This is a genomic window from Alkalisalibacterium limincola, from assembly GCF_008017755.1.
Taxonomy (GTDB): Bacteria; Pseudomonadota; Gammaproteobacteria; order Xanthomonadales; family Xanthomonadaceae; genus Alkalisalibacterium; species Alkalisalibacterium limincola.
In genome coordinates this window covers 1-15,881 of sequence record NZ_VRTS01000015.1, presented here as the reverse complement: position 1 = coordinate 15,881, position 15,881 = coordinate 1, and the positions used below count along the sequence as shown (strand labels likewise).

Genomic DNA, 15,881 nt, shown 5'->3' with positions numbered 1-15,881 from the left:
CTGATCGCCCCGATCGCGATGGACGACGGCCTGCGTTTCGCCATCCGCGAGGGTGGTCGTACCGTCGGCGCCGGCGTCGTGGCGAAGATTTTCGAGTAAGCGTTCCAGACCCCCTCCGGGTGGTCGGGAATGCTGGCAATGGCGGGCCGTTCCACGGTCCGCCATCGCTGTTTGAGGAAAGTCCACACGCCAGTAGCTCAATTGGCAGAGCAGCGGTCTCCAAAACCGCAGGTTGGGGGTTCGAGTCCCTCCTGGCGTGCCACTCATCTAACCGGATCCCCATGCCCTGTGCACCGGGATCCGGGAAAGCGGTAGACGGATGAACGCGAAAGCAGATCCAAACGCCCAGGTTTCGGCCGGCGACATCGTCAAGTACCTCCTCGCCGTGGCGGCCGTCGTGGCCGGCATGGTGGTCTTCTATGCCTTCCCCCAGTGGCCGGGCGCGCTGCGTGGCCTGATGGTCCTGCTGGGCCTGGTGGCCGGTGCGGCGATCTTCGCCTTCACCGCCAAGGGCCGCGTCGCCGTGGAGTTCCTCGGCGAGGCACGCTTCGAGCTGCGCAAGGTGGTGTGGCCGACGCGCCAGGAAACGCTGCGCTCGAGCGCGCTGATCGTCGTGGTGGTCATCATCGTCGCGATCATGCTGTCGATCATCGACTACTTCCTGGCCAATGGCATTGGCTGGCTCATCGGATGAGGAGCGGCTCATGAGCGAAGAAAAGAATTCGGACGGCGGTGGCGTCGAAAAGCGCTGGTACGTCGTCCACGCCTACTCGGGCTTCGAGAACAAGGTCAAGAAGGCGCTCGAGGAGCGCATCGAGCGCGAGGGCATGCAGGACCGCTTCGGCGAGGTGCTGGTCCCGACCGAGGAAGTGGTCGAGATGCGTGCCGGGCAGAAGCGCAAGTCCGAGCGCAAGTTCTTCCCCGGCTACGTGCTGGTGCAGATCTCCACGACGCACGAGGGCGTGATCCCGCACATCGACAGCGACTGCTGGCACCTGATCAAGCAGACCCCGAAGGTGCTGGGTTTCATCGGCGGAACCGCCGATCGTCCACTGCCGATCCGCGACGAGGAGGCCCAGGTCATCCTCAACCGCGTGCGCGAGGGCGTGGACAAGCCGCGTCCGAAGGTGCTGTTCGAGCCGGGCGAGCTGGTGCGCGTCACCGACGGTCCGTTCAACGACTTCAACGGCACGGTCGAGGAAGTCAATTACGAAAAGAGCCGACTGCGCGTGTCGGTGTCGATTTTCGGGCGTTCCACGCCGGTCAACTCGAGTTCGGCCAGGTCGAGAAGGCCTGATCAAAGGGGCCGGGTGCCGAAGGGCGCCCGGCCGGCTTCACAACAGCGAGGAGCCTGACAACAGGCGCTTGCACTCGCAGGAGAGGAAACAATGGCAAAGAAAGTTGTCGGCTACATCAAGCTGCAGGTCAAGGCCGGCCAGGCCAACCCCAGCCCGCCGGTCGGTCCGGCGCTGGGCCAGCGTGGCCTGAACATCATGGAGTTCTGCAAGGCGTTCAATGCCGCCACGCAGAAGCTGGAGCCGGGTCTCCCGATTCCGGTGGTCATCACCGCCTACTCCGACCGCACCTTCACCTTCATCACCAAGACGCCGCCGGCGTCGATCCTGCTGAAGAAGGCCGCGGGCATCACCTCGGGCTCCAAGCGCCCGAACACCGACAAGGTCGGCAAGGTTTCCCGGGCACAGATCGAGGAAATCGCGAAGACGAAGGAGCCGGATCTCACGGCTGCCGATCTCGAGGCTGCAGTGCGTACCATTCCGGTACCGCACGCAGCATGGGCCTGACGGTGGAGGGCTAAGACATGGCTAAGATTTCCAAGCGCCAGAAGGCGATGCGTGACGCGGTCGAGCCGGGCAAGGCCTACTCGATCGAGGAAGCCCTGAAGCTCATCCAGGACAACTCCAAGGTGAAGTTCGTCGAGTCCATCGACGTGGCCGTGCGCCTGGGCGTGGATGCGCGCAAGTCCGACCAGCAGGTGCGCGGTTCGACCGTGCTGCCCAACGGCACCGGCAAGTCGGTCCGCGTGGCCGTGTTCTGCCCCCCGGGCGAGAAGGCGGAGGCCGCCAAGGCCGCCGGCGCCGAGGCGGTGGGCATGGACGACCTGGCCGAGCAGATGCAGGGCGGCGACCTGAACTATGACGTCGTCATCGCGACCCCGGATGCGATGCGCGTGGTCGGCAAGCTGGGTACGCTGCTGGGCCCCCGTGGCCTGATGCCGAACCCGAAGGTGGGCACGGTCAGCGCGGATGCCGCGCAGGCCGTCACCAATGCCAAGGCGGGCCAGGTGCGTTACCGCACCGACAAGGCCGGCATCATCCACTGCACGATCGGCAAGGTCAGCTTCGACGCCGACAAGCTCAAGGGCAACCTCGACGCGCTGCTGCAGGACCTGATCAAGGCCAAGCCGGCGACCGCGAAGGGCCAGTACCTGAAGAAGATCGCGCTGAGCTCGACCATGGGCATGGGCGTGACCGTCGACCAGTCGTCGCTGTCGCTGAAGTGATCAACGCCGGCATCCCGCAGGGGTGCCGGTGGCAAGAAATTTGAGGGCAGTCGCCGGGTTCGCCCGGGGACAGCCGTCAAAGACCGCAGGTGCGGTCCTGGTGCGTCAACGTCGGGCAGGGATGCGCGAAAGGCATGGAATCGCCGTTGACGAGGGCCAGGAACGTCTAATCCGGGGAGGTTTCCCGGGCCTGCGTAGATGGTGCAGCCCTTCCAGTTTTCTGGAAACGGCCACCACCCGGGATGCAGTGCACCGCATCCCCGGCGTCGAGGGAATGACGCTGTCACGAGGACCGAGACCGGGAGGACCCGGGATCGGCAATGTAGTTCGGAGGAGTGCAATGGCTCTCAATCTGACCCAGAAGCAAGAAGTCGTTGCCGAACTGGCCAATGTCGCCTCATCGGCGCATTCGCTGGTGGCCGCGGAGTACGCGGGTCTCACCGTCAGTCAGCTGACTGATCTCCGCAAGAAGGCCCGCGAGTCGGGCGTGTTCGTCAAGGTTGCGAAGAACACGCTGGTCACGCGCGCAGTCGAGGGTACCGAGTACCAGTGCGTCGTCGACGCCCTGGTAGGCCCGCTGCTGTATGCCTTTTCTGTGGAAGACCCCGGCGCCGCCGGTCGACTCATCAAGGACTTTGCCAAAGGCAACGAAAAGCTCGTGCCGAAGCTGGTTTCGGTGGGCGGACAGATGTACCCGGGCACCCATGTGGATGTCCTGGCGTCGCTGCCGACCCGTGACCAGGCCCTCAGCATGCTGCTCAGCGTGATGGTCCAGCCGGCCACCATGCTGGTCCGCGTCCTGGCCGAGCCGGCCACGCAGGTCACCCGCGTGATCCAGCAGGCCGGCGAGAAGCAGGCCGCCTGAGGCAAGTCCAGAGTTCGGTAACATTTTTACTTAAATCAGCCGTTTATCCAGAGGTAATACAATCATGTCCCTGACCAACGATCAGATCATTGAAGCCATTGCCAGCAAGTCCCTCGTCGAGGTGATGGAGCTGGTCAAGGCGATGGAAGAGAAGTTCGGCGTGTCCGCCGCCGCCCCGGTTGCCATGGCCGCTGGCCCGGCCGCCGGTCCGGCCGCCGCTGCCGAGGAGCAGACCGAGTTCACCGTGGTGCTGAAGGCCGCCGGTGAGAAGAAGGTCGAAGTCATCAAGGTCGTCCGTGCGATCACCGGCCTGGGCCTCAAGGAGGCCAAGGACCTGGTCGAGGGCGCCCCGAAGGACGTCAAGGACAGCATCTCCAAGGATGAAGCCGAGAAGATCAAGAAGGATCTCGAGGCCGCCGGCGCTTCGGTCGAGCTCAAGTAAGCGACGCTTTGCGTCGCGAGCTTCGATCGCGAGTTCCAGAGGCTGGGGGCGAAAGCCCCCGGCCTCTGCCTGCTGCCCGGACGGGGCAGGCGTTGAACGACCGGACATCTGGAATGCGCGCCCTCGCGGTGCGTATTCCTGATTCCCGGATTTCCCTGACGGCTGGCGGCCTGGGCGCCGGCCATGAATGACCCGAGGCGGTAGCACACCATGACCTACTCATTTACTGAGAAGAAGCGCGTCCGCAAGGACTTCGGCAAGCGCAGTGCGATTCTGGAGGTGCCATTCCTGTTGGCCATCCAGGTCGACTCCTACCGCGAGTTCCTGCAGCTCGACCGTGCGCCGGAAGCGCGCGAGGACAAGGGGCTGCACGCGGCCCTGAAGTCGGTGTTCCCGATCTCGAGCTATTCGGGCAATGCGGCGCTTGAATACGTCAGCTACCGTCTCGGCGATCCGCCGTTCGACGAGCGCGAGTGCCACAACCGCGGCCTGACCTTCGGTGCGCCGCTGCGCGCCACCGTGCGCCTGGTCATCTACGACCGCGAGTCGTCGAGCAAGGCGATCAAGTACGTCAAGGAGCAGGAGGTCTACATGGGCGAGATGCCCCTGATGACCGACAACGGCACCTTCATCGTCAACGGCACCGAGCGCGTCATCGTCTCGCAGCTGCACCGCAGCCCGGGCGTGTTCTTCGACCATGACCGCGGCAAGACGCACTCCTCGGGCAAGCTGCTCTACAGCGCCCGCATCATCCCCTACCGTGGCTCCTGGCTGGACTTCGAGTTCGACCCGAAGGACGCGCTGTTCACCCGCATCGACCGGCGCCGCAAGCTGCCGGTGTCGATCCTGCTGCGCGCGCTGGGCTACAACAACGAGGAAATGCTGCGGCAGTTCCACGAGATCAACGAGTTCAGCCTGCTCAAGGGCGGCGGCGTCGAGCTGCAGCTGGTGCCCGAGCGCCTGCGCGGCGAGACCCTGGACTTCGACCTGGTGGTCGGAGGCGACGTCATCGTCGAGGCCGGCAAGCGGATCACCGCGCGCAACGTCAAGCAGCTCGAGAAGGCCGAAGTTGCCGCGCTGGAAGTGCCCGACGAGTACCTGCTGGGCAACATCCTGGCGCACGACATCATCGACCCCGAGACCGGTGAAGTGCTGGCCGCGGCGAACGACGAGATCAACGAGGACCACCTCGAGGCGTTCCGCAAGGCCGGCATCGCCGAGCTGGGCACGCTGTGGGTGAACGACCTGGATCGTCGTCCGTTCATGTCCAACACCCTGCGCATCGACCCGAGCAAGACCCAGCTCGAGGCGCTCGTCGAGATCTACCGGATGATGCGTCCGGGCGAGCCGCCGACCAAGGAAGCCGCGCAGAACCTGTTCCACAACCTGTTCTTCACCTTCGACCGCTACGACCTCTCGGCCGTTGGCCGGATGAAGTTCAACCGTCGCGTCGGCCGCAAGGAAGTCACCGGCACCGGCCTGCTGTTCGACCACAAGTACTTCTCCGAGCGCAACGACGAAGGCTCCAAGGGCCTGGTCGAGACCTGGGGCGAGACCTCGGACATCCTCGACGTGCTGTCGGTGCTGTGCGAGATCGGCAACGGCCGCGGTGTCGTCGATGACATCGACCACCTCGGCAACCGTCGCGTGCGCTCGGTCGGCGAAATGGCCGAGAACGTGTTCCGCGTCGGCCTGGTGCGCGTGGAGCGCGCGGTCAAGGAGCGCCTGAGCCTGGCCGAGTCCGAGGGCCTGACCCCGCAGGAGCTGATCAACGCCAAGCCCGTCGCCGCCGCGATCAAGGAGTTCTTCGGCTCCTCGCAGCTCTCGCAGTTCATGGACCAGAACAACCCGCTCTCGGAAGTCACCCACAAGCGCCGCGTGTCGGCCCTTGGCCCGGGCGGCCTGACCCGCGAGCGCGCCGGCTTCGAGGTGCGCGACGTGCACCCGACCCACTACGGCCGCGTGTGCACCATCGAGACGCCGGAAGGCCCGAACATCGGCCTGATCAACTCGCTGGCCGTCTACGCCCGCACCAACCGCTACGGCTTCCTCGAGACGCCGTACCGCAAGGTCGTGGACGGTGCGGTGACCGACGACGTCGAGTTCCTCTCGGCGATCGAGGAGCACGAGTACGTCATCGCGCAGGCCAATGCCTCGCTCGACGACAAGGGCCGCTTCGTCGACCCGTTCATTCCCTGCCGCTCCGCGGGCGAGACGCTGCTCAAGTCGCCGCAGGAAGTGAACTACATGGACGTGTCGCCGATGCAGTCGGTGTCCGTCGCCGCGGCCCTGGTGCCGTTCCTCGAGCACGATGACGCGAACCGCGCGTTGATGGGCTCGAACATGCAGCGCCAGGCCGTGCCGACGCTGCGTGCCGAGAAGCCGCTGGTGGGCACCGGCATCGAGCGCGCCGTGGCGCGCGACTCGGGCGTGACGGTGAACGCCAAGCGTGGCGGCGTGATCGAGCAGGTCGACGCCGGCCGCATCGTGGTGCGCGTGCACGAGGACGAGGTCGGCGAGAACGATGCCGGCGTCGACATCTACAACCTGATCAAGTACACCCGCTCCAACCAGAACACCTGCATCAACAGCGCGCGCTGGTGAACGTGGGCAACGTGGTGGCGCGCGGCGACGTGCTGGCCGACGGCCCCTCGACCGACATCGGCGAGCTGGCCCTGGGCCAGAACATGCTGGTCGCCTTCATGCCGTGGAACGGCTACAACTTCGAGGATTCCATCCTCGTCTCCGAGCGCGTGGTCAAGGAGGATCGCTATACGACGATCCACATCGAGGAGCTCACCGCGGTCGCCCGCGACACCAAGCTGGGGCCGGAGGAGATCACCGCCGACATCCCGAACGTGTCCGAGCAGGCCCTGGGCCGCCTCGACGAGTCCGGCGTGGTGTACGTGGGTGCGGAAGTGCGCGCCGGCGACATCATGGTCGGCAAGGTCACGCCCAAGGGCGAGACCCAGCTGACGCCGGAAGAGAAGCTGCTGCGCGCGATCTTCGGCGAGAAGGCGTCCGACGTGAAGGACTCCTCGCTGCGCGTGCCGCCGGGCATGGACGGCACCGTCATCGACGTGCAGGTCTTCACCCGCGACGGCATCGAGAAGGACAAGCGTGCCCGCCAGATCGAGGAGTCCGAGGTCCGCCGGGTCAAGAAGGACTTCGACGACCAGTTCCGGATCCTCGAGGGAGCGATCTTCTCGCGCCTGCGCAGCCAGATCCTGGGCAAGACGGCCAGCCGTGGCCCGAATGGCCTGAAGAAGGGCGCCGAGATCACCGACGAGTACCTCGACGGCCTCAGGCACGAGGAGTGGTTCCAGATCGTGCTCAAGGACGAGGACGGCGCCGATGCGCTGGACCGTGCCAAGTCGCAGATCGAGTCGCACAAGGCCGAGTTCGAGAAGCGCTTCGCCGACAAGCGCGGCAAGATCACCGCCGGCGACGACCTGGCGCCTGGCGTGCTGAAGATGGTCAAGGTGTTCCTGGCCGTGCGTCGCCGCATCCAGCCGGGTGACAAGATGGCCGGCCGCCACGGAAACAAGGGCGTGATCTCCAACATCGTGCCGGTCGAGGACCTGCCCTACATGGCCAACGGCGAGCCGGTCGACATCGTGCTCAACCCGCTGGGCGTGCCGAGCCGAATGAACATCGGCCAGATCCTCGAGACGCACCTGGGCTGGGCCGCCAAGGGCCTGGGCCACCGCATCGCCGAGATGCTGGCGGAAAAGGCGAAGGTCACCGACCTGCGCAAGTTCCTCGACCAGATCTACAACCACGACCGCAAGGTCATGGCCGAGCGCGTCGACCTCTCGCAGTTCTCCGACGAGGAGCTGCTGGAGCTGGCGCGCAACCTCAAGGGCGGCGTGCCGATGGCCACCCCGGTGTTCGATGGTGCCGCCGAGTCCGAGATCAAGGCGATGCTGACCCTGGCCGGCCTGCCGGAAAGCGGCCAGACGACCCTGTTCGACGGGCGTACCGGCGAAGCCTTCGACCGTCCGGTCACGGTGGGCTACATGCACATGCTCAAGCTCAACCACCTGGTCGACGACAAGATGCACGCGCGTTCCACCGGTCCGTACTCGCTCGTCACCCAGCAGCCGCTGGGCGGCAAGGCGCAGTTCGGCGGGCAGCGCTTCGGCGAGATGGAAGTCTGGGCGCTGGAAGCCTACGGCGCGGCCTACACCCTGCAGGAAATGCTGACGGTGAAGTCCGACGACGTGCAGGGCCGCAACCAGATGTACAAGAACATCGTCGACGGAAACCTCGAGATGACCGCGGCATGCCCGAGTCGTTCAACGTGCTGGTCAAGGAGATCCGCTCGCTGGGCATCAACATCGAGCTCGAGGAGCACTGAGGCGTCGCGCGCGGCCCGAACGCCGCGGCGCACCCCGTAGAGCGCCCTCCCGACGACACCGCATCAGGCTCCTCCCAGGAGAACCAAAGTGAAAGACCTTCTAAATCTGTTCAACCAGCAGCGCCAGCCGATCGACTTCGACGCGATCAAGATCCAGCTCGCGTCGCCCGACCTGATCCGCTCGTGGTCCTTCGGCGAGGTCAAGAAGCCGGAAACGATCAACTACCGCACCTTCAAGCCCGAGCGCGACGGCCTGTTCTGCGCCGCGATCTTCGGACCGGTCAAGGACTACGAGTGCCTGTGCGGCAAGTACAAGCGCATGAAGCATCGCGGCGTGGTCTGCGAGAAGTGCGGCACCGAGGTGACGCTGGCCAAGGTGCGCCGCGAGCGCATGGCCCACATCGACCTGGCCACCCCGTGCGCGCACATCTGGTTCCTCAAGTCGCTGCCCTCGCGCATCGGCCTGATGCTGGACATGACCCTGCGCGACATCGAGCGCATCCTGTACTTCGAGGCCTACGTGGTCACGGAGCCGGGCATGACCACGCTCGAGCGTGGCCAGCTGATGACCGAGGAGGGCCTGATGGAGGCCCGCCAGGAGTTCGGTGACGACTTCGACGCGCTGATGGGCGCCGAGGCCGTGCACGAACTGCTGCGCACGATCGACCTCAACGCCGAGATGGTGCAGCTGCGCGAGGACATCGCCGCCACCGGTTCGGAGACCAAGCTCAAGCGCCTCACCAAGCGCCTGAAGCTGATGGAGGCCTTCGTCGAGTCGGGCAACCGCCCGGAGTGGATGATCCTGACGGTGCTGCCGGTACTGCCGCCGGACCTGCGTCCGCTGGTGCCGCTGGACGGCGGCCGCTTCGCGACCTCCGACCTCAACGACCTCTACCGCCGCGTCATCAACCGCAACAACCGCCTGCGCCGCCTGCTCGAGCTCAACGCGCCGGACATCATCGTGCGCAACGAGAAGCGCATGCTGCAGGAGTCGGTCGATGCGCTGATGGACAACGGCCGCCGTGGCCGTGCCATCACCGGCACCAACAAGCGCCCGCTCAAGTCGCTGGCCGACATGATCAAGGGCAAGCAGGGTCGCTTCCGCCAGAACCTGCTGGGCAAGCGCGTCGACTACTCCGGCCGTTCGGTCATCGTGGTCGGCCCGACGCTGCGCCTGCACGAGTGCGGCCTGCCGAAGAAGATGGCGCTGGAGCTGTTCAAGCCCTTCATCTTCGCCAAGCTGCAGCGCAAGGGCATGGCCACCACGATCAAGGCCGCCAAGAAGCTGGTCGAGCGCGAGTCGGCCGAGGTGTGGGACATCCTCGAAGAGGTTATCCGCGAGCACCCGGTGCTGCTCAACCGCGCACCGACCCTGCACCGCCTCGGCATCCAGGCCTTCGAGCCGGTGCTCATCGAGGGCAAGGCGATCCAGCTGCACCCGCTGGTGTGCACCGCGTTCAACGCCGACTTCGACGGTGACCAGATGGCCGTGCACGTCCCGCTGAGCCTGGAGGCCCAGCTGGAAGCGCGCGCGCTGATGATGTCGTCGAACAACATCCTGTCGCCGGCCTCCGGCGAGCCGATCATCGTGCCGACCCAGGACGTCGTGCTGGGCCTGTACTACATGACCCGCGCGCTGGAGAACAAGAAGGGCGAGGGCATGGTCTTCGCCAACGTCTCCGAGGTGAAGCGCGCCTACGACAACCGCGTCGTCGAGCTGCACGCCAAGGTGCGCGTGCGCATCGCCGAGACGGTCATCGCCGAGGATGGCAGCCGCAGCCCGCAGACCACGCTGGCCCGCACCACCGTCGGTCGCGCCCTGCTGGCCGAGATCATGCCCGAGGGCCTGTCCTTCGAGCTGGTCAACACCGAGCTGACCAAGAAGAACATCAGCCGCCTGATCAACGCCTGCTACCGCAACCTGGGCCTGAAGCAGACGGTGATCTTCGCCGACAAGCTCATGTACACCGGCTTCAGCTTCGCCACCCGCGCCGGCGTGTCGATCGGCATCGACGACATGACCATCCCGGACGAGAAGAAGGGGATCCTTGCCGAGGCCGAGGCCGAGGTCAACGAGATCCAGGAGCAGTACCAGTCAGGCCTGGTCACCGCCGGCGAGCGCTACAACAAGGTCGTCGACATCTGGTCGCGCACGAACGAGCGCGTGGCCAAGGCGATGATGGAAGCGATCGGCACCGAGACGGTCAAGACCGCCGAGGGCAAGGACGTCGCGCAGAAGTCGATGAACTCGGTCTACATCATGGCCGACTCCGGCGCGCGTGGTTCGCAGGCGCAGATCCGCCAGCTGGCCGGCATGCGTGGCCTGATGGCCAAGCCCGACGGCTCGATCATCGAGACGCCGATCACCGCGAACTTCCGCGAGGGCCTCAACGTCCTGCAGTACTTCATCTCGACCCACGGTGCACGAAAGGGCCTGGCCGATACCGCGCTCAAGACCGCGAACTCCGGCTACCTGACCCGCCGCCTGGTCGACGTGTCCCAGGACGTGGTCATCACCGAGGTCGACTGCGGTACCGAGAAGGGCATCACGATGACCCCGATCGTCGAGGGCGGTGACGTCGTCGAGCCGCTGCGCGAGCGCGTGCTGGGCCGAGTCGTGGCCGAGGACGTCTACCTGCCGGGCGACGACGAGGATGCGTTCGTCACCCGCAACACCCTGCTCGACGAGAAGTGGGTCGACAAGATCGAGGCTGCCGGCGTGCAGTCGATCAAGGTGCGATCCACGATCACCTGCGAATCCTCCTTCGGCGTGTGCTCGCAGTGCTACGGCCGCGACCTGGGTCGTGGCCACCTGGTCAACATCGGCGAGGCGGTGGGTGTCATCGCCGCGCAGTCGATCGGCGAGCCGGGCACCCAGCTGACGATGCGTACCTTCCACATCGGTGGTGCCGCCTCGCGTGCCGCCGCCGTGGACAGCGTCTCGATCAAGACCACCGGCTCGGTGAAGTTCACCAACATCAAGACCGTCGAGCACTCCGCCGGCCACCTGGTGGCGGTGTCGCGCTCGGGCGAGGTCTCGATCCTCGACACCTCCGGCCGCGAGCGCGAGCGCTACAAGCTGCCGTACGGTGCCACGATCCAGGTCAAGGACGGTTCCGAGGTCAAGGCCGGCCAGACGGTCGCCAACTGGGACCCGCACAACCACCCGATCGTGTCGGAAGTGGCCGGTTCCGTGCGCTTCGTGGACTTCGTCGACGGCGTCACCGTCATCGAGAAGGTCGACGAGCTCACCGGCCTGTCCAGCGCCGAGATCACCGATCCCAAGCGTCGTGGCACCGCCGGCAAGGACCTGCGGCCGATCGTGCGCATCGTCGACGGCAAGGGCAACGACCTCAACATCCCGGGCACCGACCTGCCGGCGCAGTACCTGCTGCCGCCGCGCTCGGTCGTCAACCTCAAGGATGGTGCCCCGGTGGGCGTGGGCGACGTGGTCGCCAAGATCCCGCAGGAGGCCTCCAAGACCCGCGACATCACCGGCGGCCTGCCGCGCGTGGCCGACCTGTTCGAGTCGCGCAAGCCGAAGGATCCCGCGATCCTGGCCGAGCGCTCCGGCGTGGTCAGCTTCGGCAAGGAGACCAAGGGCAAGCAGCGCCTGGTCATCAAGGACGGCGAGGGCAACGAGCACGAGGAGCTGATCCCGAAGTACCGCCAGATCATCGTGTTCGAAGGCGAGCACGTCGAGAAGGGCGAGACCGTGGTCGATGGCGAACCGACGCCGCAGGACATCCTGCGCCTGCTGGGTGTCGAGCAGCTCACCGCCTACCTGGTCAAGGAGATCCAGGACGTCTACCGCCTGCAGGGCGTGAAGATCAACGACAAGCACATCGAGGTGATCGTCCGCCAGATGCTGCGCAAGGTCGAGATCACCGACGCCGGCGACAGCCGCTACCTGGCGGGCGAGCAGGTCGAGAAGATCCGCGTGGTCGAGGACAATGCCCGGGCAGTCTCGCGCGACGAGCTGCCGGCGCAGTACGACCCCGTCCTGCTGGGCATCACCAAGGCCTCGCTGGCCACCGAGTCGTTCATTTCGGCGGCGTCCTTCCAGGAAACCACCCGCGTGCTGACCGAGGCGGCCGTCCGCGGCACCCGCGATACCTTGCGGGGGCTCAAGGAGAATGTTATTGTTGGTCGGCTTATCCCGGCAGGCACGGTCTGGCGTACCACACCCAGCGCCGCCGCCAGCCCGGTGAACTGAGCGATTCGGAGATGGAGGCGCTCAGCGCCGCCGCCCCGGCCCCAGCGGCCGAGGTCGAAGCCGGATCCTCGGAAGACTGACAGGTAGTGATTCGCGACCCCATAGGGTCGCCGCACATATCGAAATGAGGCGCAGGACGCGCCTCGTGTTCGGGAACAGGGATGTCAAAGCTTGCCAAGGGGCCCGCTGTTTGACAGCGGGTCTTGACGCGGGCTAAACTTTTCGGCTCGGCAGGTCGGGTGAATTCACCGGCCTGCCTTCATTTTTCATCGGAAGGCGTTTCTCCAGATGGCAACGATCAATCAGCTCGTCCGCAAGGCGCGACAGCCCAAGACGTACAAGAGCGCCTCGCCGGCGCTGGAAAACTGTCCGCAGCGCCGTGGTGTGTGCACCCGCGTCTACACGACGACCCCGAAGAAGCCGAATTCGGCGCTTCGCAAGGTCGCCAAGGTGCGCCTGACCAACGGCTTCGAAGTGATCTCCTACATCGGTGGCGAAGGCCACAACCTGCAGGAGCACTCGGTGGTCCTGATCCGCGGCGGTCGCGTCAAGGACCTGCCGGGCGTGCGCTACCACACCGTTCGCGGCTCGCTCGACGCCGCCGGCGTGGCCAAGCGGCGCCAGGCGCGTTCGAAGTACGGCGCCAAGCGTCCGAAGGCGTAAAGCAGCAGGCAGCATCGGCGACGAACGTCGCCGCTCCCGATCTTTTCAAATCAGGCACGCATCATGTCCCGTAAAGGTTCACCTGGTATCCGTTCAGTTCTCCCCGATCCCAAGCATGGGAGCGAGATGGTCGCGCGTTTCATCAACATGGTGATGAAGAGCGGCAAGAAGTCCGTCGCCGAGAAAATCGTCTATGGCGCGATGGACTCCATCGGCGAGAAGAACCCCAACGCCCTCGAGTTGGTCGAGAAGGCGCTCAGCAACGTCGCCCCCGTGGTCGAGGTCAAGTCCCGCCGCGTCGGTGGTGCGACCTACCAGGTGCCGGTCGAAGTGCGTGCCTCCCGTCGCCAGGCCCTGGCGATGCGCTGGCTGATCGATTCGGCCCGCAAGCGCTCCGAGAACACCATGCCGCGCAAGCTGGCGGGTGAGCTGCTCGACGCCGCCGAGAGCCGTGGTGGCGCCGTCAAGAAGCGCGAAGAGACGCACCGCATGGCGGAAGCCAACAAGGCGTTCTCGCACTACCGCTGGTAATCACGCAATCGCGCGGCCCCACGGGGCCGCCGGCAAGTCAATACAGGTAATCCACAGTGGCCCGTCATACCCCAATCGATCGCTACCGCAACTTCGGCATCATGGCCCACATCGATGCCGGCAAGACCACGACCAGCGAGCGCATCCTGTTCTACACCGGCGTGAGCCACAAGATCGGTGAAGTGCACGATGGCGCCGCCGTCATGGACTGGATGGAGCAGGAGCAGGAGCGCGGCATCACCATCACTTCCGCCGCCACCACGGCGTTCTGGAAGGGCATGGACCAGACGCTGCCCGAGCATCGCCTGAACATCATCGATACCCCGGGCCACGTCGACTTCACCATCGAAGTCGAGCGTTCGCTGCGCGTGCTCGACGGCGCGGTGTTCGTGCTGTGCGCGGTCGGTGGCGTGCAGCCGCAGTCCGAGACCGTCTGGCGCCAGGCCAACAAGTACTCGGTGCCGCGTCTCGCGTTCGTCAACAAGATGGACCGCACCGGTGCCAACTTCAAGAAGGTCATCGAGCAGCTCAAGTCGCGCCTGGGTGCCTACCCGGTGCCGATGCAGCTGCCGATCGGCGCCGAGGACAACTTCGAGGGCGTGGTCGACCTGGTGAAGATGCAGGCGATCTACTGGGACATGGAGTCGCAGGGCACGAAGTTCGAACTGCGCGACATCCCGGCCGAGATGCTCGACGACGCCAAGGCGGCGCGCAGCTTCATGGTCGAGGCTGCGGCCGAGACCTCCGAGGAGCTGATGGACAAGTACCTCGAGGGTACGGACCTGACCGAGGACGAGATCATGTCCGGCATCCGTGCCGGCACGCTCGCGTGCTCGATCATCCCGGCCTTCTGTGGCACGGCGTTCAAGAACAAGGGCGTCCAGGCGATGCTCGACGGCGTGATCAACTACCTGCCGTCGCCCGCCGACCGTCCGCCGGTCGCCGGCATCGACGACAACGAGCAGCCGGCCACCCGTCGTGCCGAAGACAACGAGAAGTTCTCGGCGCTCGCGTTCAAGATCATGACCGACCCGTTCGTCGGCTCGCTGACCTTCTTCCGCGTGTACTCCGGTACGCTCGCCGCCGGCGACCAGGTGTTCAACCCGGTCAAGGGCAAGAAGGAGCGCGTGGGCCGCATCCTGCAGATGCACTCCAACAACCGTGAAGAGGTCAAGGAAGTGCGTGCCGGCGACATCGCCGCGGCCGTGGGTCTCAAGGACGTCACCACCGGTGACACCCTGTGCGCCCAGGACAGCATCATCACGCTGGAGCGCATGGTCTTCCCGGATCCGGTCATCGCGATGGCGGTCGAGCCGAAGACGAAGTCCGACCAGGAGAAGATGGGCATCGCCCTGAGCCGCCTGGCGCAGGAGGATCCGTCCTTCCGCGTGCGCACCGACGAAGAGTCGGGCCAGACGATCATCTCGGGCATGGGCGAGCTGCACCTCGACATCATCGTCGACCGCATGAAGCGCGAGTTCAACGTCGAGGCCAATGTCGGCAAGCCGCAGGTGGCCTACCGCGAGACGATCCGCCAGATGGTCAAGCAGGACGGCAAGTTCGTCCGCCAGTCCGGCGGCAAGGGCCAGTACGGCCACGTCGTCATCGAGCTGGTCCCGCAGGAGCGCGGCAAGGGCTACGAGTTCGAGAACGCGATCGTCGGCGGCGTGATCCCGAAGGAGTACATCCCGGCGGTCGACAAGGGCATCCAGGAAGCGATGGCCAATGGCGTCATGGCCGGTTACCCGGTCGTCGACATCAAGATCCGCCTCATCGACGGTTCCTACCACGACGTCGACTCCTCGGAAATGGCGTTCAAGATCGCCGGTTCCATGGGCTTCAAGGAAGGCTTCCACAAGGCCAGCCCGGTCCTGCTGGAGCCGATCATGAAGGTCGAGGTGGTGACGCCGGAGGACTACATGGGCGACGTGATGGGTGACCTGAGCCGTCGTCGTGGCGTCCTGCAGGGTTCCGATGACAGCCCGTCGGGCAAGGTCATCAACGCGCACGTGCCGCTGGGCGAGATGTTCGGCTACGCGACCTCGCTGCGTTCGGCCACCCAGGGCCGCGCCACCTACACGATGGAGTTCGATCACTACGCCGAGGCGCCGAACAACATCGCCGAGCAGATCGTCAAGAAGTCCTGATTCCAACCCTTTTTTGAATACGTACAGGTAAGCAGACATGTCCAAGGAAAAGTTCGAGCGCAAGAAGCCGCACGTGAACGTCGGCACGATCGGCCACGTCGACCACGGCAAGACCACGCTGACCGCCGCGCTGACC

The 15,881-nt window shown here is 65.5% G+C and carries 9 protein-coding genes, 1 tRNA gene and 4 pseudogenes; all 14 read left to right on the top strand.

The genetic code is table 11. The annotated features are described in order from the left end of the window. The coding region (locus FU658_RS14070) for an EF-Tu C-terminal domain-related protein (RefSeq protein ID WP_222708463.1) at positions 1-99 on the top strand (99 nt) is incomplete at its 5' end. An 87-nt stretch (positions 100-186) separates the two neighbouring features. After that, positions 187-262, top strand: a tRNA-Trp gene (locus FU658_RS14065). A gap of 57 nt (positions 263-319) precedes the next feature. Then, entirely contained in the window at positions 320-694 is a 375-nt protein-coding gene (gene secE / locus FU658_RS14060; protein WP_147892655.1) for a preprotein translocase subunit SecE, read from the top strand. A gap of 10 nt (positions 695-704) precedes the next feature. Further along, positions 705-1,297: pseudogene (gene nusG / locus FU658_RS14055) on the top strand (transcription termination/antitermination protein NusG). A gap of 91 nt (positions 1,298-1,388) precedes the next feature. After that, a pseudogene (rplK, locus tag FU658_RS14050) lies at positions 1,389-1,816 on the top strand (50S ribosomal protein L11). A 3-nt stretch (positions 1,817-1,819) separates the two neighbouring features. Continuing rightward, positions 1,820-2,521: a 50S ribosomal protein L1 gene (gene rplA / locus FU658_RS14045; protein WP_147892654.1), complete on the top strand. Its 702-nt coding sequence runs from the start codon at positions 1,820-1,822 to the stop codon at positions 2,519-2,521. 340 nt (positions 2,522-2,861) lie between these two features. Next, positions 2,862-3,386, top strand: a complete 525-nt coding sequence (rplJ, locus tag FU658_RS14040) for a 50S ribosomal protein L10 (protein ID WP_147892653.1) — start codon at positions 2,862-2,864, stop codon at positions 3,384-3,386. Between the two features lie 64 nt (positions 3,387-3,450). Further along, on the top strand, positions 3,451-3,828 hold the full coding sequence (rplL, locus tag FU658_RS14035; RefSeq protein ID WP_147892652.1) for a 50S ribosomal protein L7/L12: 378 nt from the start codon (positions 3,451-3,453) through the stop codon (positions 3,826-3,828). Between the two features lie 210 nt (positions 3,829-4,038). Next, positions 4,039-8,188, top strand: a pseudogene (gene rpoB, locus FU658_RS14030) (DNA-directed RNA polymerase subunit beta). Positions 8,189-8,276: 88 nt separating this feature from the next. Beyond that, a pseudogene (gene rpoC, locus FU658_RS14025) lies at positions 8,277-12,484 on the top strand (DNA-directed RNA polymerase subunit beta'). Between the two features lie 208 nt (positions 12,485-12,692). Next, positions 12,693-13,067, top strand: coding sequence for a 30S ribosomal protein S12 (rpsL, locus tag FU658_RS14020; RefSeq protein ID WP_147892651.1), 375 nt, complete (start codon positions 12,693-12,695; stop codon positions 13,065-13,067). A gap of 63 nt (positions 13,068-13,130) precedes the next feature. After that, the gene (rpsG, locus tag FU658_RS14015; RefSeq protein WP_147892650.1) at positions 13,131-13,598 is read left to right on the top strand and encodes a 30S ribosomal protein S7; all 468 of its coding nucleotides are present in this window, start codon (positions 13,131-13,133) and stop codon (positions 13,596-13,598) included. Positions 13,599-13,654: 56 nt separating this feature from the next. Next, entirely contained in the window at positions 13,655-15,745 is a 2,091-nt protein-coding gene (gene fusA, locus FU658_RS14010) for an elongation factor G (RefSeq protein ID WP_147892649.1), read from the top strand. 37 nt (positions 15,746-15,782) lie between these two features. Next, positions 15,783-15,881: GTP-binding protein (locus FU658_RS14005; RefSeq protein ID WP_038082120.1), on the top strand; the 99-nt coding region annotated here is incomplete at its 3' end.

Excerpts from the sequence above, each read along its gene's own strand:
- secE (WP_147892655.1), top strand. The coding sequence starts at position 320 with ATGAACGCGAAAGCAGATCCAAACGCCCAGGTTTCGGCCGGCGACATC.
- rplA (WP_147892654.1), top strand. The coding sequence starts at position 1,820 with ATGGCTAAGATTTCCAAGCGCCAGAAGGCGATGCGTGACGCGGTCGAG.
- rplJ (WP_147892653.1), top strand. The coding sequence starts at position 2,862 with ATGGCTCTCAATCTGACCCAGAAGCAAGAAGTCGTTGCCGAACTGGCC.
- rplL (WP_147892652.1), top strand. The coding sequence starts at position 3,451 with ATGTCCCTGACCAACGATCAGATCATTGAAGCCATTGCCAGCAAGTCC.
- rpsL (WP_147892651.1), top strand. The coding sequence starts at position 12,693 with ATGGCAACGATCAATCAGCTCGTCCGCAAGGCGCGACAGCCCAAGACG.
- rpsG (WP_147892650.1), top strand. The coding sequence starts at position 13,131 with ATGTCCCGTAAAGGTTCACCTGGTATCCGTTCAGTTCTCCCCGATCCC.